Source organism: Arthrobacter sp. IK3 (genome assembly GCF_051337705.1).
Taxonomy (GTDB): domain Bacteria; phylum Actinomycetota; class Actinomycetes; order Actinomycetales; family Micrococcaceae; genus Arthrobacter_B; species Arthrobacter_B koreensis.
This window is the reverse complement of record NZ_JBPPSW010000010.1, coordinates 17893-37555: the sequence shown is the minus strand read 5'-3', so window position 1 is coordinate 37555 and position 19663 is coordinate 17893. Positions and strand designations below refer to the sequence as shown.

Genomic DNA, 19663 nt, shown 5'->3' with positions numbered 1-19663 from the left:
ACCCCAACGAGGAGGCACATCATGAGGAAACTGCTGGCGGCAGCGGCAACGGCGGCGCTGCTCGGCCTGACGGCCTGCGGGTCCGGGTCACTGACCTCGGGCGAGGAATCGGCCTCGTCATCCGGGGGAGCGGAGGGTCTCACTCCCATCGAGGTGGGAGTCATCCCCATCGTGGACGTCGCTCCCATTTACCTTGGCGTACAGGAAGGGCTCTTCGAAGAGGAAGGCCTGGACGTCACGCTCACCCTGGCCCAGGGCGGCGCCGCTATTGTTCCGGCCGTGACAGCGGGACAGATGGACTTCGGTTTTTCGAACATCACGTCCATGATCGTGGGCCGGTCCAAGGGCCTGCCGGTGAAGATGGTCGCCCCCGGAGGCAGCTCCACGGGCGACACCGACGCGGACTTCGCGTCCGTCATGACGCTGCCGGATTCCGGCATCGAGACGGTCACGGACCTGGCCGGCAAGAAAGTCGGCGTGAATACGCTGAACAACATCTCCGACTCGACCATCTCGGAAGCAGTAAAGCAGGCCGGCGGAGACTACGAGAGCATCGAGTTCGTCGAGATTCCGTTCCCGGAGCTTTCCGGGCAGCTGGCGGCCGGTACCGTGGACGCGATTGCCGCCGTCGAACCCTTCGTCACCATTGCCGGGGCCGACGGCGCCGTGCCGGTGTTCTCCAACTACGCCGAGCCGGTGGATGACCTAACGGTGGCCGTCTACTTCACCTCGGACCAGTACGTCCAGGAGAACCCGGAGATTGTGGAGAAGTTCGCCCGGGCGATGAATGCCTCGCAGGAGTTCGCCGAGCAGAACCCGGACAAGGTGCGTGCCGTGCTGCCCACGTACACCTCACTTGAGCCTGCGGTCATTGAGCAGCTGACGCTGCCCCGGTACAGCACCGAGGTGAACCGGGCGTCGGTCGAGGAAGTGGCCCGGATATCCCAGGACCGCGGCCTGGTGGAGGAGCTGCCCAACATGGACGAACTCCTGCCTCAGGAGTAGCCCCGGCGCCAGTTTCGCACGGCTTCACGCAGAAACGCTCCGCTTTGTGCCTGATGCTCCGCCGCGCGGCGGAGCGAACAGCACAAAGCGGAGCGTTTTCGCGTCCCTAGTAGCCGCGGAAGCTGCGCACCCACTCGGCGGTGGGGCGCAGGCCGCCAAAGGTGTAGAAGTGCAGCTTCACCACCCCGTGCCGGGCAGGATCATGCTCGGCAGCGAGCTGGTTCAGGAAACGGTCCGGGCCCGCGGTGCCGAGCAGGTTCGTCAGCGAGAAACCGTACTTGTGCGCGATGGACGCGGAGGTCCCGACGCCGAACCGGCGGGCGTAGCCCAGCAGCCGCTTGACGCCGGCAGGTCCCGGGACGCCAATGCGCACCGGGACGTCGATGCCCCGGCTGCGCAGTTCCTCCAGCCACGCCAGCACGGGGGTGGTGTCGAAGCCGAACTGAGTGATGATTGATGCCTCCAGTCCCTGGTCCCGGACGGCGGCGAGCTTCTGTTCCAGGGCGGACCACAGGGTTTGGCCATCAATGTCCGGGTGGCCTTCCGGGTAGCCGGAAATGCTGATGTGCCGGGCGCCGTGCGCCGCAGGCAGCCCGGAGGCGATGACGGCCAGCGAATCCTCGTACGGTCCCATCGGTTCCGCGGGATCTCCGGCCACCACAAAGACGTTCTCCACGACGCCGGCCTCGGACAGGGCGCCGAGGAATTTCTCCAGCTCTGCCGCTGAGCCCAGCCGCCGGGCGGAGATGTGCGGTACCGGGACATGCCCGCCGGCCTTGACCGCCGAGGCGGCGGCTAGGCGCATGGGCAGGTCCTCATTGCCCAAGAACGTCACATTAATGCGCGTTCCGGCGGGCAGGACGTCCTGCGCTTCGGTGAGGGCGGGGACGTCCTTTCCGGTCATTTCCAGCGAGAAGTCATCCAGCAGCGAAGAGGCGGGGTCCACGGGGTTCATGCCGAACACCCTAGCCAGCGCGCCGTGCGGTGTCCACGGTCGGTTTGCCGACAGGGCCGGTTGCCGGGCCCGGACCTAGAACCGGGAGGAGCTGCCCGCACCGCTGAAGCTGCCGCCGCTTGCACCGTACCCGGTGGAGGAGCCGCTGGAGGCGGAGCTGCGGGCGGACTCAATTTTGCTGGAGCCTGCCTGCACTCCCGCGTTGAAGGACGCCACGGACCAGACGTAGTTGGGGTAAGCGGTGTCCAGGATCCCCGGACGGTAGCCGTTCCGGTAGCGGCGGGTCCGGGTGCGCTCTTCTTCCAGCGCCTCACGCATCAGCTTCTTCTCCGAACTGTCCTTCGCGGCCTTCTCGATCACGGTCTCCGAATGGTTCTTCAGCAGACCGGCGAGCTCGCCGCCGGAGTCCCGGAGGATATCCAGGGCTTCCTCCGGCGTCATCGAGCCGTCCGACAGCGCTGCGGCAGCCCCCTGCAGGCGGCGCCGGCATTCCGTGCGGAAGGCGAGCAGCGCGGCCGCCGTGGCCGAACCGGCGGTCTTGTCCTGCGCGAACAGGTCTTCCAGCTTGTCCAGCTCCTCTAGCAGCGGCCCGGCCTGGCGGTCCCAGGCCGCCTCCCAGCCAGGTCCCATGTTTAGCAGTGTGTTGGTGTCCGCAATGACGTCGTCAATGCCGTCCAGCGTCGCCGAAAGTTCGGCAAACTCCTCCACCGGCTTGCGTGAGCTGGCACGTTTGAGGTCTTTGTCGGTGAAGGACCGCACCCTGTTCCCCAGTTCAGTCGCCAGGTTATAGCGGGTGCGGAAGGTCCGGTGCTCTTCCAGGACCTTGGCGCCGTAACGGGAGGTGTCCGGGATGGTGTGGGCGTTCAGCTCCGTGGCTTCCAGGTCCATGCTCACACTGGCGTAGGACTTCTCACCCGCAGCGATGAGCGCACGGTTGGTCTTCAAGCGTTTGCGGCGCACCAGGATGGCCGTTATCCAGGTGCCGGCTGCCAGCAGCAGGGCGGCGCCGCCCAGGAACCAGGCGAACGGGTCCTGGTACCAGGGCCGGTTGATCAGCTTGGCCGCTTCCTGGACTCCGGCGATGGTGCCGTCCGTCCATTGCGCTTCTGCGAATAGTTCCCCCGCTGCGTCCCGGATCGGCTGCGCCTGGCCGCTGTCCAGTTTCCGGTCCTCGCCAAAGTAGGTGCCCATCCAGCGTCCGTCCGGGTCCAGCGAGAAGATGAACAGTCCGTCCGCCCATTTCTGCCCATCGGCGCTGATCCACTCCGGGTGTTCCTCCCGGGCGAAGCGCAGCACTTCCTCGTTCATGACCGTGTCCCCGTCCTTGTATTCGGCGTCGGGGTCTCCGCGGTAGGTGTAGACGGCCACGGTGGTGGGGTCGCGGAACTGGACCTGCTCCAGTGCGGGCAGCAGCGTGTTCTGGTCCAGGACGCCGGCGGTGTCCTCCACGATGATGTCTACGGGCTCGACGGCGGTGGCTGGCACGGCAGGTGCGGCTACGGCCAGCAGGGCGGTCAGGATGATCAGCAGAACTCGGCGCATGGGCGTTTCCTCGTTCGGTTCGGTTTGGTCAGGTTCGGTCAGGCCGGAGGCCGTGGGACGGGACGGGTACTGCCGGGAACGGCTTTCGGCGAGTCCAGGCTGTGCCGTGTGGCGGCGGCATCCGGGCCGGAAAGGACTGCGGTCAGGAAGGCATCCGTCTCATCGAGCGCGGACCGCGCCTCCGGCCGGGAAAACTGGAACTGGGCTTCGTGCGGCAGCGTGGGAGACATCTCCGGCCAGAACTGCCTGGTGACGGGCACACCAAGGTCCTGCAGCCGGTCCGCAAAGGGCATCGACTGCTGCCGGGTTAGGCCGTCGCCGTTGCCGCCGCTGATGTAGGTAGGCGGGAACGCAGGCGAAGCGTGGTAGAGGACGGACATCTGTTCCGCTGCCGCGCTGCCGCTGAACCGCCGTTTGCCGGTGTAGGCCCACAGTGCGGTCCGGAAGCCCCAGCCCAGGACACCGGTGAGCCGGCCCATGGCCTGCAGGTCGTACACGCCGCAGTGCAGGACGGCCGCGCGCAGCTGTTCCGGAGACAGGGCCGGCGAGAGGCCCAGGTCAGCGGCATAACCGGGCGAAGTCACGGCGGCGGCGAACTGCGCGGCCAGCTGGGCGCCGGCGGAGTCTCCGGCCAGGACCACCTGCTCCATGTCCAGCCCGTAGCGGGGCGCCGCCTCCTGCAGGAAGGACGCCGCTGCATCCACTTCCCCCAGGGCCTGGGGATACCTGCTGCCCGGAGCCACCGAATAGTCCACTCCGACGGCGGCGTATCCGCGGGCTGCCAGCATCCGCAGGTACGGGGCAACATCATGCCGTGAACCGGAGATCCACGCGCCGCCATGCACCCAGAGAATGACCGGCAACTTCCCGCCGGTGCGGGCCGAGTGTTCCGGTGGGAGGAAAAGGTCCAGACGGCGGGTCCCGCCCAGGTAAGCCAGGCCGCGGTGCTCACTCACGGCAGGGGCATACGGTCGCATCTGGCGGACCAGCTGCTGCGCCCCGCGGGCAAACACGGCCCGGATCAGCAGCGCCGCAGGCCACGGAGTGAGGAGGACAGCGGCTCCGGCACCCGCGGCGGCTGCTGCCGCGGTGACGGGAAGCAGGTTGGGGAAGCGGGTGGCAGGCACACCTTCAGCGTAATGTAGCGCTCCGGTGGGGGCTGGTTTCAGCTGGAATGTGTCATGGATCATATACAATCCATTTCAGCCGTATGGATCGGACCAGTGTTCCTTCGAAAGTGGTGCAGTGAGCGTGCTCGAGAAACAGACCATAGAAAAGATTGCCGATGAGCTCGTAGCCGCGGGCGCCAGCCGTACGCCGGTGCCCCGGCTCACGGCGCGCTACCCGGAGATGACGGTGGAGGATTCCTACGCCGTCCAGGAACTCTGGAGCCGCCGGATGCAGGAGCAGGGGCGGAAGCTGGCGGGCCGCAAGATCGGCCTGACGTCGAAGGCCATGCAGGACGCCACGGGCATCACCGAACCGGATTACGGCGTCATCTTCGACAACATGGTCCTTGAGAACGGCTGCACGGTGCAGTGGGACGCGTACACGCATCCGCGCATTGAAGTGGAACTGGCTTTCGTGCTGGGCAAGCCGCTCTCCGGGCCGAACTGCACCATCTTTGACGTCCTGGATGCCACCGAATACGTGGTCCCGGCCCTGGAAATCCTTGATTCGCGGATCGAGATGGAAGGCCGCACCATTGTGGACACCATCGCGGACAACGCGGCGATGGGGGCCATGGTGGTCGGTGGACGCCCGGTGAAGGTGGACGACGTCGACCTCCGCTGGATCTCCGCCCTGCTGTACAAGAACCAGACCATTGAAGAAACCGGCGTGGCAGCCGGTGTGCTGAACCACCCCGCCGCCGGTGTCTACTGGCTGGCGAACAAGATCGCAGCCCACGGAGCGAGCCTCGGCGCCGGAGAGATCATCCTGGCCGGCTCCTTTACCCGCCCCATGTGGGTCCACAAGGGTGACACCGTGCACGCAGACTACGGACAGCTGGGATCAGTGACATGCCGTTTCGAGTAGAGCCCGCGCCGTCGTTCAAGTCCGTCCTGGGCAACGGCGGGCGCCCCCGCGCCGGCATGTGGGCCTGCACCGGCAACCCGCTGCTGGCGGAAATCTGTGCCGGGTCAGGCTTCGACTGGGTGCTGATTGACGGCGAGCACAGCATCAATTCGCTGGAGTCCATCAGCGTCCAGCTGCAGGTGATGGCCGGTTACCCGGTTTTCCCCGTGGTGCGGGTCCCCTCCAATGACACGGTGCTCATCAAGCAGTACCTGGACCTGGGTGTCCAGAACCTGATCGTTCCCATGGTGGACAACGCCGGGCAGGCCGAACAGGCTGTTGCCGCCGTCCGGTACCCGCCCCGCGGTGTCCGCGGCGTGGGAAGCGCGCTTGCCCGCGGATCGCGCTGGAACCGGATCGAGGGCTACCTGGACCGGGCCGAGGAGACCATTACGCTGCTGGTGCAGGTGGAGACTGCCGAGGCCGTTGCCAATGTTGCGCAGATTGCCGGGACCGACGGCGTGGACGGCATCTTCATCGGGCCCTCGGACCTCGCGGCGTCCATGGGACACCTGGGGCAGCAGGACCATCCGGACGTCGTTGCCGCCGTCGAGCAGTGCATCCGCACCGCGGTGGAACTCGGCGTCGCCGTGGGGGTGAACGCCTTCGTGGAGTCAACCGCCCGCCGCTACCTTGACGCCGGAGCGGACTTCATCGCCGTGGGCGCGGACGTGGCTCTCCTGGCCCGTGCCTCCGAAGCGCTCGCGGCAAAATATGTGCCGCAGGATCCTTCCGGATCCGGTTCCGCTCCCGCCAGCTACTAGCCCCGCACCCCACCCCGCCGAGAGGCCAGTTACGGCTCGTTTCAGCGCTCAAAGGAGCCGTAACTGGCCTCTCGGCGGGGAGGCCCAGGGACGCTAGGGGAGCATCCAGCCCAGCACCGGAGTGGACTGCAGGAAAACAATCACGCACAGCGCCAGCAGCAGGGCCACGCTCCAGCCGAAGACCTTCCGCAGCAGGACGGACTCCTGCCCGCTCATGTTCACTGCCGCTGCGGCGATGGCCAGGTTCTGCGGTGAAATCAGCTTGCCCATGACGCCGCCTCCGGTGTTGGCGGCGATCAGCAGCTTGGGATCCAGCCCGGCAGCAGCTCCGGCGGTTTCCTGCAGCCGTGCGAACAGGGCGTTGGCTGAGGTGTCCGATCCGGTGACCGCGGTGCCAATCCAGCCCAGCACCGGGGAGAGGAATGCGAAGAACGCCCCCGTTCCCGCCAGCCAGGTGCCGATCGAGACGGTCTGCCCGGAGTTGTTCATGACGTAGGCCAGGGCCAGCACCGCCAGGATGGTCAGCGCCGCGGCGGTCATCCGCCGGGCCGTCGCCCAGATCTCCCGCACCGCCGTGCCCATGCTCAGCGGGTACCGGCCCCTGTCATCGAAGCGCGAATAGACGGCGGCAACAATGAGGCCGCTGATCAGCAGCAGGGTTCCGGGGCTGATCAGCCACTCGAAGTGGTAGACCGTGGAGGACAGGCGCTCGCCGTCCGCGTCCAGCAGCGCATCGTGCAGCCAGGGCCAGGGGATCTCGATGGTGGTTTTGGCCAGGGCCTCGGGGATGTTGATGCCCAGCGTCCAGAGGTTCACGATTCCGAACACCACAATCACCAGCGCATACGGGAAGAGCGCCATCCACGCCCGCGCCGGCGTCAGCTCATCCTCCGCGGTGTCCGTCACTGCGCTGCCAACCTCCGCTTCTCCGCTGCCCGCCGCCGTCCAGCCCGAGGCCTTCGCGGCAGCCAGCTCGCCCCGCATACGTTCGGCCGCCGGCTCTCCGCCGCGGGGGTGCCAAAAACGCAGGAAGCCGACGGCGGCGGCCATGGCTACCAGTGAAGCGACGATGTCCGTCAGCTCGTAGGAGAAGTAGTTGGAGCACAGGAATTGGAAGACGGAGAACACGACGCCGGTGAACAGGGCCACCGGCCAGCACTCGCGGACACCGCGCCGGCCGTCCAGGATAAAAAGCAGGATCACCGGGACCACGAACGCCAGGAGCGGAGTCTGCCGGCCAACGACGGCGCCGATCTTGTCCCCGGTGTAACTGGTGAGGTTCGCCGCCGTCGTAATGGGGATGGCGAGTGCGCCGAAGGCGACCGGTGCCGTGTTGGCGACCAGCACCGCCGTCGCGGCCCGCACCGGCGCGATTCCCAGGGCCAGCAGCATGGTCACCGTGATGGCAACGGGCGCACCGAACCCGGCCAGGGCTTCCAGCAGCCCGCCGAAGCAGAAGGCCACCAGTATCGCCTGCACCCTCAGGTCTCCGCCGCCCACACGGTCGAAGACCCGCCGAAGGTCCTCGAACCGGCCGCTGCGCACGGTCACCTGGTAGAGCCAGACGGCCATGACGATGATCCACACCACGGGGAAGAGGCCGAAGGCCGCCCCCTGGGTTGCGGAGAGCACGGCCAGCCCTGCGGGCATGCCGAAGCCTGCGACGGCGATGACCAGGGCAGCGAGCAGCGCCCACGCTCCGGCGATGTACGCCCGCGTCTTGGCGAAGGCGAGCAGCAGGAAGAAAACCAGCAGCGGCACGAGTGCTAGCAGCGCAGAGAGCGCAACACTTGAACCAACCGCATCGGTAGTGGGGGTGAAGCTCTCCATGGGACCCTCCGTGCCTGGCGCCGCTGGGGTCCGTGCTGCAGGCAGCGGGACCGGAGACTGGCGTGGGGAGTGGCGGAAAAAGCACTGTCTCCAGAGTAGGAGTGCTACCAGCCCTTGGCGAGATAGAGGTCCAGATATGTGCCGCGGTCCTCGTCCAGGTCTTCGCGCCGTTCGAGTCCGGCCGCGAGGGCCGTACGCTGCGAGCCGATGTTGTCCACGGAGGTATAGGCAACCACGGGCAGGCCCGGCAGCAGCTCCTCCGCCAGCCGGACCGCCTCCAGCGCGCCCTCAGTCGCCAGTCCCTGGCCCCACACCGCGGGTGAGTAGCGGTAGTAGAGGTTGAGGGCAGGCCTGCCGCGGATGATCCGGTGGGACACTCCGGTGAAGCCGATCAGCGTACCGGGTTCCGCTGCGGCAAAGACCGACCACACCCCGAAACCGTGCCGGTACCAGTGCTGCCGAATTTCGTGGAAAGTCCGGGAAGAGGAAGCGCGGGTGACGCTGGCGGGCACCGGGTGGTGCACATTGGTCCGCGGATCGGTGTGCAGTTCCACCGCCGCTGCCTCGTCCCGGGCCTCCGGCCTGCACAGCAGCAGCCTGGGTGTGCGGATGGGGGTCCAGTCCCCGGGGTTCTGCTCCAGCATGGCCACTACTGTAAACCCGCCTGCGCCGGCTGTCCGGCTGTATCCCCACCTCGAGATGACAGAAACTGCACGATAGCCCGCGCTTTCGTGCAGTTTCTGTCATCTCGGCGGGGAAGGGACGGCGCGGGTCTCGCGGTGGTGGCGAACGTAGCCGAAGACTGCCACCGCCGTCGAGATTAGGGCCGAAAGGGCCAGGCCCAGCCACAGCCCCACGTTCAGGGCGGCCGCGCCGGCTACGGCGCCGGCCAGGATCAGGGCGATCGCCAGGGCCCGGCGCGCCCAGAACTTACCGTCCCCGCCCGCCAGCTTCGATTCCGACGCAAGCCCGGTGATCGTGGAGGTGACGACGACGGTGGTCACCTCCGCAACCTTCAGCCGCTTGGCGGTGGCTGCCTGGATGCCCATCAGCGTGGCCATGGAGGAAGTGGTGATGCTGCCGAGAGCATCGTTCGCCTGCACGTCCACCACCGCGGTGAAGACGGCAAGGGCAGTAATTCCGGCGGCCACGGTCACCAGTGCACCTGAGATGCGCCCGGACCATCCTTCCGGCCCCTTCCGCAGCATCCGCCCGGCCAGCGCGGCTCCGAGCATGAAGAACACCAGTGCGAGGGCGGGCCGGAGGACCGGCAGGTCCGCGCCACCGGCAAAAGCCATGCCGAGGAGCACTACGTTGCCGGTCATGTTCCCGGTGAAGACGTTGTCCAGGCCGAGATAGCCGACGGCGTCGATCACCCCGGTGGAAAATGTCAGCGCCAGCATCAACCACAGGTGTACCCGCTCGGTCGGCACGGCATTGAGGCGTTTCATGGGCTTCCCTTTCGGCAGTAATGCCGCCTAATGTATACGAAACCGACTGACATGTGGGTTTTGTATTCAATCTTCCGTGAATCTGCCGCACTCCAGCCGCCGCCGTAACCTACGAAAGCGAAACCATGCCCTTCACCGAACCCGGCACCTTCACCACCCGGCCCACCCTGCAGGGAACGTTCGGCATGAGCGCATCCACCCACTGGCTTGCCACCGCTGCCGCGCAGTCCGTCCTTGAGCGCGGCGGAAATGCGTTCGACGCCGCCGCGGCAGCCGGGTTCGTCCTGCACGTCGTGGAGCCGCACCTGAACGGTCCCGGCGGCGACCTCACCGGTGTCTTTGCCACCGCAGGTAACCCGTCCGAGCCCGTGGTCCTGATGGGGCAGGGAAGGGCTCCGGCAGCAGCCACGCGTGAGCACTTCCTGGCAGAAGGCCTTGAACTGGTTCCCGGGTCCGGGGCGCTCGCTGCTGCTGTTCCCGCCGCCGTCGACGCCTGGCTGCTGCTGCTGCGGGACCACGGAAGCTGGGAGCTGGCAGACGTGCTGGACTACGCTGCCGGCTACGCCCGCGACGGGCATCCGGTGCTGGCCCAGGTGGGACGGACCATCGGGCAGGTGTCCCGGCTGTTCCAGGAACACTGGCCCACCTCCGCCCAGCTGTGGATGCCCCAGGGCCGGCCACCGGCAGAAGGTGAGCTCATTAAAAACCCGGCCTACGCGGACGTCCTTCGGCGGCTCGCCGAAGCCGGGGAGGGCGCAGGCACGCGCGAGGAACGCATCGAAGCCGCCCGCCGCGAGTGGAGCACGGGGTTCGTGGCGACGGCGGCCGCAGACTTTGCCGCCAAACCGCACCGGCACTCCTCCGGAACGGACCACGCCGGGGTGATCGCGGAGTCGGACTTCGCTGCTTCCGAGGCCGGCTACGAGCCGGCGGTCACGTTCGACTTCCGCGGCTACACCATCGCAAAGACCGGCGCCTGGGGCCAGGGGCCGGCGCTGCTGCAGACGCTGGCGATTCTGGACGGGTTCCCCGACGAGTACCTTGACCCCTCCACCGAGCTGGGCGTCCACACCATCCTGGAGGCGCAGAAACTCGCCATCGCGGACCGGGAAGCCTATTACGGAGACAGCCACGTTCCGCTGGATTACCTGCTCAGCGAAGAGTACGCAGCTCGGCGCCGCGAAGCCATCACTCCGCTGGCCTCGCATGAATTCCGGCCCGGGCAGGTGCCCGGCCACTCGCCGTTCGTGCCGCCGCTGCGCACGGAGTACGTGCCGCCGGCGCTGGCCGGTGAGGACTCCGCGGGCGGTGACGGAACCGGAGAGCCAACCGTCTCGCCCACCGGCGAAACCCGTGGCGACACGTGCCATGTGGATGTTGTGGACCGCTGGGGCAACATGGTCTCGGTCACCCCGTCCGGCGGGTGGCTGCAGTCTTCGCCCACCATCCCGGAACTCGGTTTTTGCCTGGGCACGCGCCTGCAGATGACCTGGCTGGAAGACGGAGCGCCTTCCACCCTGCAGGCGGGAAAGCGTCCGCGGACCACCCTGACGCCCACTCTTGTCCTGAAAGACGGGCAACCGGTCGCCGCCCTCGGCTCGCCCGGCGGGGACCAGCAGGACCAGTGGCAGCTGCTGTACCTGCTGCGCACGATTGTGGGCGGCTACACGCCGCAGCAGGCCATCGACGCCCCGGCCTTCCACACCACGTCCCTGCCCGGATCGTTCTGGCCTCGGACCTGGACCCCGGGCGGCGCCGTGGTGGAAGACCGGTTGGGCGACGGGATCATCGAGGCCCTGGCAGAGCGCGGACACGTTATCACCCGGGCCGGGGACTGGGCACTGGGACGGCTTTCCGCCGTCGTTCGTGATCCGCGGACCGGCGTGCTCATGGCAGCCGCTAATCCGCGCGGGGCGCAGGGTTATGCCGCAGGCCGCTGAGCTCCCCGGGGAATCGGGGATACGGGATCGAATCCGGCAGGACATCATCCGCGGAGAACTGGCACCGGGGGCCAAGATCACCGAGGCAGCCCTGGCCGCCCGCTATGGATCCTCCCGCGTTCCGGTTCGCGAAGCGCTGCGGACGCTCGCCGCCGAAGGATTCGTTGAATCCCGCCCGTACGCCGGGTCCCGGGTCGCCCGGCTGGACCCGGGCGAAGCCGGGGACCTGTTCGACGTCCGGGAAGCAGTGGAAAGCGCGACGGCGCGGCGGGCCGCGGAGCGTGCGGCCCGGCAGGCAGCTGCGGGCATCCCGGATCCGGACTGGTGGGAAGCCCGGCGCCGGCTCGGGGAAACCCTGGCTGCCGGGGACGCCGCCGCAGCCGAGGGCCGGCTGGAGGTGCTGCCGGAGCTGAACCTTGGATTCCACCGCGGCATCGCCGAACTGGCGGGCAGCGCGTCCCTGCAGGCGTTACTGGCCCAGCTGGCCGGGAAGATCGAGTGGCTCTACGCCTCCGATGTCGGGTTCCGCGGGCGGGATTCCTGGTCCGAACACCGTCCCATCCTGGCGGCGGTGGACGCCGGCGGTGCCGTCGAAGCGGAGGCACGAATGCGTGCCCACATCCAGCGGTCAAAGCAGTCCTTCCTGAGCCGTTTCGCGGCCTGAGGAAGTCTCCGCGCCGGAATCCGTTCCGCCGCTGGAGAAGCGAACCTATAGTGCCATGTAGGGGGATCCTCCTACCGTGAGCGGGGCACAAAGCGATGGCCAACATCACCACCAGACCAGTTACCAAGCTTGGAATAGTCGGGGCGGGAAGCGTAGGCACCGCGCTGGCGTACGCGTCCCTGATCCGTGAGGCGGCGAGGGAAATCGTCATCTATGACATCGATGCCACCCGTGCCGAGGCGGAGGCACTGGACCTGTCCCACGGAACGCAGTTCACCGGGGCAAACACCGTAGCCGGGGGCGGCAGGATCGAAGCATTGGCCGGGTCGGACGTCATCGTCGTGACCGCCGGAGCGCGGCAGAAGCCCGGGCAGAGCAGGCTGGACCTCGCGGCCGCCAACGTCCGGATAATGGAGACCCTGATGCCTGCCCTGATGGAGCAGGCCCCGGAGGCCGTCTACATCCTGGTGACCAATCCGTGCGACGTCCTCACCGTCGCGGCCCAGAAGATCACCGGCCTGCCGCCGAACCGGATCTTCTCCTCCGGGACGGTGCTGGACACCTCGCGGCTGCGCCTGCTGGTGGCCCGGCAGGCGCACGTGCTGATGACCAGCGTGCATGCCACCATCATCGGCGAGCACGGGGACAGCGAATTCCCGGTCTGGTCCAGCGCCACCATTGGCCCCGTCCCCATCCGCGAATGGACCATCAGCGGGCGCCAGGTCTTCACTGATGAGGTGCTGGCATCCATTACGGACGACGTCGTCAACGCGGCCTACAAGGTGATCGAAGGCAAGGGTGCCACGAACTACGCGATCGGCCTGGCGGGAGTGCGGATCGTCGAAGCGGTCTTCCAGGCGGAGAACGCCGTCCTGCCAGTTTCAGCGCTGCTGCGCGGCGTCCACGGAATTTCCGGCGTCGCCCTGTCCCTGCCCTCGATCGTGGGCTCGGGCGGGGTGTACAAGATGCTGGAAATGCCCCTGGACGAGCGTGAACAGCAGCAGCTGCAGGACTCCGCGGAGACCCTCAAGCAGAACCTCGCCTCGCTGGGGATCTAGTAGCCCGCTCCGCCCCGGGCCGCCTGGAGCTGCGGACGGGCGTCCTCACCAGCGGAGTCCGGCGTCGGTACTTCGGCCAGCGCGCCGTAGGTGTCCGGGCGGCGGGATTCAAGGAACGGAAAGAGTTCGAGCCAATGCGAACGCTGGTCCAGTTCAAGATCCGCTACAAGGACGGCTGATTCGTCCCGCGGGGCCTGCACCAGGATCCGGCCGTACGGGTCGCAGATGAAGGAAGACCCGTAAAACGTCAGGTTTCCCTCGTTGCCCCACCGGTTCGGCACCACCATGAACAGGCCGTTGGCGATCGCGTTGCCTACAATCACCTTCTCCCACAGCGGCTGGGTGTCGAAGTCCGGGAAATCGGGTTCCGATCCAATCGCGGTGGGATACACCAGCACCTCGGTCCCGCGCAGGGAGTACAGCCGGGCGAGTTCCGGAAACCACTGGTCCCAGCACGTGGGCAGGCCCAGCCGGGCGCCGTCGAGCTCAGCCACGGCATGGACCGGATAAGGATCCCCGGTGGCCGGACCGGGCCGAAAATACCGGTCTTCGTGGTAGCCCTCGGAAGACGGGATGTGCAGCTTCCTGGTCCTGCCCAGCAGCTTCCCTTCGGGGGAGACCAGGATGGCGGTGTTCAGTCCGAGTCCGTCCGGGCCGTCGGCGCGTTCAAAGAGCGAAGCGTGGACGCACACATCGTGCCGGCGGGCGGCCTCGGCGGCGAAGGCGAAGGTTGGCCCGTCGAGCAGGTCCTCCGCGAGTTCCCCCGGCAGCCCGTCGGGGTGGGTGTCCGCCGGGTAGCGGGACAGCGTCAGCTCGGGCAGGAACACGGCTCCGGCCCCCTGGTCCGCTGCCCGGGCAATCCCGTCGTTGAGTTCGGCCCGCAGCGCCGCCGGGTCCGGCTGCCAGCGGTGCTGGACCACCCCCACCCTCAGCGAGGGCCGGGGCTGGTCCGGCACGGCGGCGGCCGGTGAGCGCAATGCACCGGTACGGGTGATTTCAATCATGGGAAACCTCCGGAAATGGGGTGCGGGTGGCGGCGCTTTGGGGTTTAGCGCTCCTTGAAGACCGTGTCCTGCCATTCCTTGTGGGCGGCAGCGTCGCGGCTCATCATCACGTGCTTGACGTTCGTGTACTCCTCGAAGGAGTACACGGACATGTCCTTACCGAATCCGGACGCCTTGTAGCCTCCGTGCGGCATCTCGGACACGATCGGAATGTGGTCGTTCACCCAGACGCAGCCTGCGGCGATTTCCTCGCTGGCCCGCAGGGACCGGTTCAGGTCCCGGGTCCAGGCGGAGGCCGCCAGCCCGTAGGGGGTGTCATTGGCCAGGGCAATGCCCTCGTCATCGGAGTCGAACGGCAGGACGGTGAGCACCGGACCGAAGATCTCGTCCTGCACAATTTCGGAGTCCTGCGCGGCACCGGTCACCAGCGTGGGGCGGTAGAACGCCCCCGCAGCGAGGTCGCCGCCGGGGGCGGCGCCGCCGGCCAGGATCCGGGCACCGGCCTCGCGGGCACGGTCCACGAAACCGGCCACCTTGTCCCGGTGTGCGTGGCTGATCAGGGAGCCCAGGTCCGTGTCCGGATCCGTGGGGTCACCCACCACGACGGCGTCCATCAGTTCGGCAACCCGTGCCGTAAACGCTTCGAACAGCGGGGCCTGCACGTAGGCGCGGGTGGCGGCGGTGCAGTCCTGCCCGCCGTTGATGATCGCTCCGGCCACGGCACCGTGGGCCGCTGCCTCGACGTCGGCGTCGTCGAACACCAGGAACGGTGCCTTGCCGCCGAGCTCCAGGTGCACCCGCTTGGCGGTCTGCGCCGCCATGGCCATGATTTTGCGGCCGACGGCGGTGGAACCGGTAAAGGAGGTCATCACCACATCCGGGTGGGTCACCAGGGCCTCACCTGCCACCGGACCCGAACCGGTGACGACGTTAATGACGCCGTCGGGAATGCCCGCCGCGGCAGCGGCCTCGGCGAAAATGAGGGACGTGCCGGGGGTGAGCTCGGATGGCTTGAGCACAATGGTGTTGCCGGCGGCGATGGCGGGCAGGATCTTCCATCCGGCCATCTGCAGCGGGTAGTTCCACGGAGAGATGGACCCGATCACTCCGATCGGTTCACGGCGGATCATGGACGTCCCCCCGGCGCCGTACTCGCCCGCCGCGAGGCCATGCAGCTGGCGGGCAGCGCCGGCGAAGAAGGACACGTTGTCCACGGTTCCGGGTACATCGAATTCGGTGGACATGCGGATGGACTTACCGGTCTGCGCCGTCTCCAGTTCCGCGAGTTCGGCGGAGCGCTTGTCCAGCTCCGCGGCCAGCGCCAGCATGGCCTCGGACCGCTCGCCCGGCGTGCGGCGGGACCAGCCCGCAAACGCCGCCTTGGCGGCAGCAACGGCGTCGTCCACGTCTGCGTCGTCCGCGTAACGCACCGTCTCGTCTGCGTTGCCGGTGGCAGGATTGATCCGCTTGGCTTCCTCGCCCCGGCCCTGCCGGTAGCTGCCGTTAATAAAGAGGTGTCCCTCGGAAAACTGGTGCATGTCTTACTCCGTGAATCTGGTGTGGGTGCTGGTCGCGGCCGGGGGATCCCCGCCGGACGCTAGGTGGTCAGGTAGACCTTGCGAAGGGTTTTGGTGACGGTCCACCGGGTCCGGGTTCCGGCCGCCAGGCGCATTAGGGTGTGCGGGCCCAGCGCGGCGGTTCCGGTGACGGTGCCGTCTTCGGCGAGGAAATCGACGGTTGCGGCGCCGGAGAGGACCAGGAAGATTTCGTCGGCTTCGGTGTCGAACATGCCGCCTTCGGTCATCTCCCAGACGCCCAGGCCAACTCCGCCGAAGCTCCCCAGCGGGTGCACGCCGGTGGCCGGGGCGCCGGATGCGATGGCCTCGGCGGGGACCGGCTCACGGACGAGTTCCAGGGCTTCGGGCTGTACGGGAACGCCAGCGGGCAGAGAGGTGAGGGTACTCATGAGTCGAACCCCATCCCTACTGCGTCCATGGCCTTCAGCCACGGGCCGCGGCGGCCCTGCCGGCGGTCGGCCCGGACCATAGCCGCGGTGGTGATCTTCACGCCCAGCCAGGCCACCGGTTCGGGCGGGAAGGGGAGCGGTTTGCGCTTGACCATCTGCAGCTCCGTTCGTTCGGTTTCCTTACCGGAGAGCAGGTCCAGCATGACGTTGGCGCCGAAGCGCGTCGCACCCACTCCGAGGCCGGTGTAGCCGGCGGAGAAGGCGACTTTGCCGCCGAAGGCGGTGGTGAAGAAGGCGAAGAACCGGCTGCAGGTATCAATCGCCCCGCCCCAGGCATGGCTGAAGCTCACATCGGCGAGCTGGGGGAAGGTGGCAGCGAAGTGGGACGCCAGCCGTTCGTAGGTTTCCTCCCGGTGCTCGTACTCGGGCTTCATGCTCCGGCCGTAGTTGTACACGGCGTCGTAGCCGCCGAACAGGATGCGTGCCGCGCCGTCGCGGTCCGTGGTGAGCCGGTAGTAGTGGAACCGGTTGTTGAGGTCGCTCAGGCCCTGCCGGTTGTGCCAGCCAATGGCCGCCAGCTGGTCGGCGGAGAGCGGCTCGGTCATCAGCGCATAGTCATAGACGGGGACGGTGAAGAGCCGGGTGCGCTTGAGCAGGGACGGGAACACATTCGTGGCGAGGGCAACGCGGTCTGCGGTGACGGTCCCGCTGTCGGTCAGCAGCCGGACCTTCGCGCCCGCGTTCCGGATATTGCGCACCGGGGTGTTCTCGTAGATTTCGACGCCGGCTTCCAACGCCGCCCGCTGCAGCCCCCAGGCGAGCCGGGCCGGGTTGAGCAGCGCCGTGCTGGTACGGTCCCACAGCCCGGCGAGGTACAACGGCGAATCGACTTCCTTCCGCACCTCGTCCCGGTCCAGGAACACCAGGTCCGGGTTGTCCGCGTCTGCTTCTTCCTCCAGCCACTGGACCTGATGGGCTTCGGTGGCCACGGACAGGCTTCCGGTGAGCTCAAAGCCGCAGTCGATTCCGTAGCGCTGAATGGTTTCGGCCATTTCGCGCAGGTTTTCCCGGCCCAGCCGGTCCAGCTGCTCAGCTTCGTCCGGGAGGTGCTTCAAGCCGTTGGACTCACCGTGGGTCAGCGATGCCTCACAGAAACCGCCGTTCCGGCCCGAAGCCGCCCAGGCAATGCGGGACGCCTCCAGCAGCATCACGCGGCGGCCGGGATTGCGCTCCTTGGCCATCAGCGCGGTCCACAGGCCCGTGTACCCGCCGCCGACGACGGCAAGATCCGTCTCCGCGTCTGTGTCCAGGGCGGGCAGGGCATCCGGCCGTTCCGGGTCATCCAGCCAGTAGGGCTCGCGGGCCGCTCCGGCGAGGGCCTTAGCTGCGCGCGGCCTGCCGTACTGGTTCTCGGCGAGGTCGTAGACGGTCATCATGGTGCGGTCCTTTGGAGTAATGCGTCGCCGGAATCGGCGGTGGAACGGATAAAGACGGGTTCGCCGCCCACCAGGACCATGTCGCTCTGCAGTGAGGACAAGCCTGCCGGGTCCAGGTCGAAGGGGTTGGCGGAGTGCACGGCGAGGTCCGCCGGTGCACCCGGGACCAGGGTCCCGCCGGGGGCGCGGTTGAGCCAGGCCGAGCCGGATGTGTAGGCAGCCAGGGCACTGGTGAGGGCCAGCGCCTGATCCGGGACCAGCGGCGGTGCATCGGGATAATCCGGGTGGGCGCGATTGACGGCCACATGGATTGCCTGCCAGGGATCGGGGCTGGACACGGGCCAGTCGGAGCCCATGGCCAGCCTGGCACCGGCAGCTTCGAGGCCGGCGAACGGGTACTGCCAGCCGGAGCGCTCTCCGCCGAGAAGGGGGACGGTCAGCTCCGTCATCTGGTCATCGTTGCAGGCCCACAGCGCCTGGGCATTAACGGTGACGTCCAGCTCGGCGAACCGGCCAATGTCCTGGGGATGGATGACCTGCAGGTGAGCCATGTGGTGCCGGCCGGCCGAACCAGGGTTGGCCGCGCGGGCGGCAGCGACGGCGTCGAGCCCGGTACGGACCGCACGGTCCCCGATCACGTGCAGATGCAGGTCAAACCCGGCACCGTCCAGGGCGATGGACACGGCGGTGAGGACCTCGGGGGAGAGGTAAAGCAGGCCCCGTTCATCCGCCGGGGCGTCGCCGGCGCAGGCACAGGGGCGCAGATAGGGGTCCAGCATGGCTGCGGTGTAGTTTTCCGGCACTCCGTCCACCATGATTTTCGCGCTGGTGGTCCGGAAACCGGCTGCGGCATTTGCCTCCCGGCGTTCCAGGAAAGACTCCAACAGGGCCGGAACTGACTCCACGGTGGTGTCCCGGGGCACCCACAGCGCCCCGGCGGCACGGCCCTTCAGCGCTCCGTCCGCCGCGAGGGAACGGTACGCGGCTGAGGCATCCGGGTAGCCGCCGTAGCTGCCGAGGATCGCTTCCTGCCAGCCGGTCACGCCCACCGAGAAGAGATGTTCCTGGGCATGGCGGATTCCGGCCGCGAGCACCTGGTCCGTCACCGGCGGCAGCACCCGGGCCACCAGGTCCATGGCGCCCTCGTGCAGGGTGCCGGAGGGGAATCCGTTCGAGTCCCGTTCAATGCGCCCGTCCGCGGGGTCCGGGGTGGACGCGTCAATGCCGGCCAGCTCCAGGGCACGGGTGTTCACCCAGGCGCTGTGGTGGTCCCGGTTGATCAGATAGACCGGGCGGTGGGGCGCGACGGCGTCGAGAGTGTGCCGGTCCGGATAACCGCCGGGGAAATCGCCTTTGTACCAGCCGCCGCCGGTGACCCAGCCCGCGGGGTTCTCCGGTCCGGCCGGCTGTCCCGCGTGCTCGGCGATGCGATCCAGGCAGGCCTGTGCGCCGCTCAGTTCAGCGAGGTCGCAGCCCAGGCGTTCCACGCCCGCGTAGGCGGCGTGGACGTGGGCATCCGTGAACCCCGGGGTGATCAGCCTCCCGGCCAGATCCACCGTTCGGGTGGAAGGCCCGGCCAGGGCCCGGAGCTCTGCGTCCGTTCCGACTGCCGAGACGATTCCTCCGGATACGGCCACGGCACTGGCCCCGGGGACCAGGCGATGGCCGTCGAAGACCGCTCCGGAATGGAAAATCCATTCGAACTGTGGCACAAAAACCTCGTTATTCACTTCGGCCGTCATTTAGTCGTTATTCGGTCCAGCCCAGCACTATTCCGGCCTCCGGCATTTAAATGAATGCCATTCAGGTGGAACGGCTGCTCTTATAAAACGGGAGCCCTGCAGGCTTGTCAACGGTGGGAATGAAGTTGGCGAAACTGTTTACGGGCGTGAAACACCGCGCCTGCGCAGTCCGCCGCTGCGCGTGAATTCTGCATCCCAGCGGACGTCCCGGGCGCACCTGCGCTCGTCCA

General features: G+C 67.7%; 17 protein-coding genes. 6 read left to right on the top strand and 11 right to left on the bottom strand.

The window, feature by feature from the left end; genetic code table 11:
* The first annotated feature begins 21 nt into the window (after window positions 1-21).
* Window positions 22-1005, top strand: coding sequence for an ABC transporter substrate-binding protein (locus tag ACSLGO_RS13745; RefSeq protein ID WP_091607142.1), 984 nt, complete (start codon window positions 22-24; stop codon window positions 1003-1005).
* A 106-nt stretch (window positions 1006-1111) separates the two neighbouring features.
* Here the strand turns inward: ACSLGO_RS13745 and ACSLGO_RS13740 are convergent, their stop codons facing one another.
* From ACSLGO_RS13740 to ACSLGO_RS13730, 3 genes are all read right to left on the bottom strand, one after another.
* Window positions 1112-1960, bottom strand: a complete 849-nt coding sequence (locus ACSLGO_RS13740) for a methylenetetrahydrofolate reductase (protein WP_193313258.1) — start codon at window positions 1958-1960, stop codon at window positions 1112-1114.
* A gap of 75 nt (window positions 1961-2035) precedes the next feature.
* Window positions 2036-3502 (bottom strand): DUF5129 domain-containing protein, encoded by a 1467-nt coding sequence (locus ACSLGO_RS13735; RefSeq protein WP_436401298.1) that lies wholly within the window; start codon window positions 3500-3502, stop codon window positions 2036-2038.
* A gap of 38 nt (window positions 3503-3540) precedes the next feature.
* On the bottom strand, window positions 3541-4629 hold the full coding sequence (locus ACSLGO_RS13730) for an alpha/beta hydrolase (protein ID WP_436401297.1): 1089 nt from the start codon (window positions 4627-4629) through the stop codon (window positions 3541-3543).
* A 124-nt stretch (window positions 4630-4753) separates the two neighbouring features.
* On the opposite strand from ACSLGO_RS13730, the gene hpaH reads away from it, so the two are divergent.
* On the top strand, window positions 4754-5539 hold the full coding sequence (gene hpaH, locus ACSLGO_RS13725; RefSeq protein WP_386886925.1) for a 2-oxo-hept-4-ene-1,7-dioate hydratase: 786 nt from the start codon (window positions 4754-4756) through the stop codon (window positions 5537-5539).
* Window positions 5524-6342, top strand: coding sequence for an HpcH/HpaI aldolase family protein (locus tag ACSLGO_RS13720; RefSeq protein WP_263128474.1), 819 nt, complete (start codon window positions 5524-5526; stop codon window positions 6340-6342). Before hpaH ends, ACSLGO_RS13720 begins: the two co-directional genes overlap by 16 nt.
* A 93-nt stretch (window positions 6343-6435) precedes the next feature.
* Here the strand turns inward: ACSLGO_RS13720 and ACSLGO_RS13715 are convergent, their stop codons facing one another.
* The 3 genes from ACSLGO_RS13715 to ACSLGO_RS13705 all read right to left on the bottom strand — a co-directional run bounded on the left by ACSLGO_RS13715 (window position 6436) and on the right by ACSLGO_RS13705 (window position 9623).
* On the bottom strand, window positions 6436-8172 hold the full coding sequence (locus ACSLGO_RS13715) for an L-lactate permease (RefSeq protein WP_436401296.1): 1737 nt from the start codon (window positions 8170-8172) through the stop codon (window positions 6436-6438).
* Window positions 8173-8276: 104 nt separating this feature from the next.
* Window positions 8277-8816, bottom strand: a complete 540-nt coding sequence (locus tag ACSLGO_RS13710) for a GNAT family N-acetyltransferase (RefSeq protein ID WP_263128476.1) — start codon at window positions 8814-8816, stop codon at window positions 8277-8279.
* 99 nt (window positions 8817-8915) lie between these two features.
* The gene (locus tag ACSLGO_RS13705) at window positions 8916-9623 is read right to left on the bottom strand and encodes a YoaK family protein (RefSeq protein WP_325786944.1); all 708 of its coding nucleotides are present in this window, start codon (window positions 9621-9623) and stop codon (window positions 8916-8918) included.
* Window positions 9624-9748: 125 nt separating this feature from the next.
* Here ACSLGO_RS13705 and ACSLGO_RS13700 point away from each other — a divergent pair, with 125 nt between their 5' ends.
* The 3 genes from ACSLGO_RS13700 (at window position 9749) to ACSLGO_RS13690 (ending at window position 13285) form a co-directional block, all read left to right on the top strand.
* Window positions 9749-11563, top strand: coding sequence for a gamma-glutamyltransferase family protein (locus tag ACSLGO_RS13700; RefSeq protein WP_091607122.1), 1815 nt, complete (start codon window positions 9749-9751; stop codon window positions 11561-11563).
* Window positions 11547-12227 (top strand): GntR family transcriptional regulator, encoded by a 681-nt coding sequence (locus ACSLGO_RS13695; RefSeq protein WP_436401295.1) that lies wholly within the window; start codon window positions 11547-11549, stop codon window positions 12225-12227. The genes ACSLGO_RS13700 and ACSLGO_RS13695 overlap by 17 nt, the downstream gene beginning before the upstream one ends.
* A 95-nt stretch (window positions 12228-12322) precedes the next feature.
* On the top strand, window positions 12323-13285 hold the full coding sequence (locus ACSLGO_RS13690; protein WP_152274822.1) for an L-lactate dehydrogenase: 963 nt from the start codon (window positions 12323-12325) through the stop codon (window positions 13283-13285).
* Here the strand turns inward: ACSLGO_RS13690 and ACSLGO_RS13685 are convergent.
* Genes ACSLGO_RS13685 through ACSLGO_RS13665 form a run of 5 tightly spaced genes read right to left on the bottom strand, consistent with a single transcriptional unit; the run spans window position 13282 to window position 19433 of the window.
* Window positions 13282-14289: a nitrilase-related carbon-nitrogen hydrolase gene (locus ACSLGO_RS13685; RefSeq protein ID WP_386886614.1), complete on the bottom strand. Its 1008-nt coding sequence runs from the start codon at window positions 14287-14289 to the stop codon at window positions 13282-13284. The two genes, ACSLGO_RS13690 and ACSLGO_RS13685, sit on opposite strands and share 4 nt — an antisense overlap.
* Window positions 14290-14333: 44 nt before the next feature.
* The gene (locus ACSLGO_RS13680; RefSeq protein WP_263128481.1) at window positions 14334-15827 is read right to left on the bottom strand and encodes a gamma-aminobutyraldehyde dehydrogenase; all 1494 of its coding nucleotides are present in this window, start codon (window positions 15825-15827) and stop codon (window positions 14334-14336) included.
* Window positions 15828-15886: 59 nt separating this feature from the next.
* The gene (locus ACSLGO_RS13675) at window positions 15887-16255 is read right to left on the bottom strand and encodes a cupin domain-containing protein (RefSeq protein WP_263128482.1); all 369 of its coding nucleotides are present in this window, start codon (window positions 16253-16255) and stop codon (window positions 15887-15889) included.
* The gene (locus ACSLGO_RS13670) at window positions 16252-17691 is read right to left on the bottom strand and encodes an NAD(P)/FAD-dependent oxidoreductase (RefSeq protein WP_377956105.1); all 1440 of its coding nucleotides are present in this window, start codon (window positions 17689-17691) and stop codon (window positions 16252-16254) included. The genes ACSLGO_RS13675 and ACSLGO_RS13670 overlap by 4 nt, the downstream gene beginning before the upstream one ends.
* On the bottom strand, window positions 17688-19433 hold the full coding sequence (locus ACSLGO_RS13665; protein ID WP_436401294.1) for an amidohydrolase: 1746 nt from the start codon (window positions 19431-19433) through the stop codon (window positions 17688-17690). The genes ACSLGO_RS13670 and ACSLGO_RS13665 overlap by 4 nt, the downstream gene beginning before the upstream one ends.
* Window positions 19434-19663: the final 230 nt, after the last annotated feature.

Coding starts and splice junctions, on each gene's coding strand:
- ACSLGO_RS13670 (WP_377956105.1), bottom strand. CDS start 17,691: ATGATGACCGTCTACGACCTCGCCGAGAACCAGTACGGCAGGCCGCGC.
- ACSLGO_RS13740 (WP_193313258.1), bottom strand. CDS start 1,960: ATGAACCCCGTGGACCCCGCCTCTTCGCTGCTGGATGACTTCTCGCTG.
- ACSLGO_RS13705 (WP_325786944.1), bottom strand. CDS start 9,623: ATGAAACGCCTCAATGCCGTGCCGACCGAGCGGGTACACCTGTGGTTG.
- ACSLGO_RS13675 (WP_263128482.1), bottom strand. CDS start 16,255: ATGAGTACCCTCACCTCTCTGCCCGCTGGCGTTCCCGTACAGCCCGAA.
- ACSLGO_RS13690 (WP_152274822.1), top strand. CDS start 12,323: ATGGCCAACATCACCACCAGACCAGTTACCAAGCTTGGAATAGTCGGG.
- ACSLGO_RS13745 (WP_091607142.1), top strand. CDS start 22: ATGAGGAAACTGCTGGCGGCAGCGGCAACGGCGGCGCTGCTCGGCCTG.
- ACSLGO_RS13720 (WP_263128474.1), top strand. CDS start 5,524: ATGCCGTTTCGAGTAGAGCCCGCGCCGTCGTTCAAGTCCGTCCTGGGC.
- ACSLGO_RS13665 (WP_436401294.1), bottom strand. CDS start 19,433: ATGACGGCCGAAGTGAATAACGAGGTTTTTGTGCCACAGTTCGAATGG.
- ACSLGO_RS13735 (WP_436401298.1), bottom strand. CDS start 3,502: ATGCGCCGAGTTCTGCTGATCATCCTGACCGCCCTGCTGGCCGTAGCC.
- ACSLGO_RS13715 (WP_436401296.1), bottom strand. CDS start 8,172: ATGGAGAGCTTCACCCCCACTACCGATGCGGTTGGTTCAAGTGTTGCG.
- ACSLGO_RS13680 (WP_263128481.1), bottom strand. CDS start 15,827: ATGCACCAGTTTTCCGAGGGACACCTCTTTATTAACGGCAGCTACCGG.
- ACSLGO_RS13710 (WP_263128476.1), bottom strand. CDS start 8,816: ATGCTGGAGCAGAACCCCGGGGACTGGACCCCCATCCGCACACCCAGG.
- ACSLGO_RS13700 (WP_091607122.1), top strand. CDS start 9,749: ATGCCCTTCACCGAACCCGGCACCTTCACCACCCGGCCCACCCTGCAG.
- ACSLGO_RS13685 (WP_386886614.1), bottom strand. CDS start 14,289: ATGATTGAAATCACCCGTACCGGTGCATTGCGCTCACCGGCCGCCGCC.
- ACSLGO_RS13695 (WP_436401295.1), top strand. CDS start 11,547: ATGCCGCAGGCCGCTGAGCTCCCCGGGGAATCGGGGATACGGGATCGA.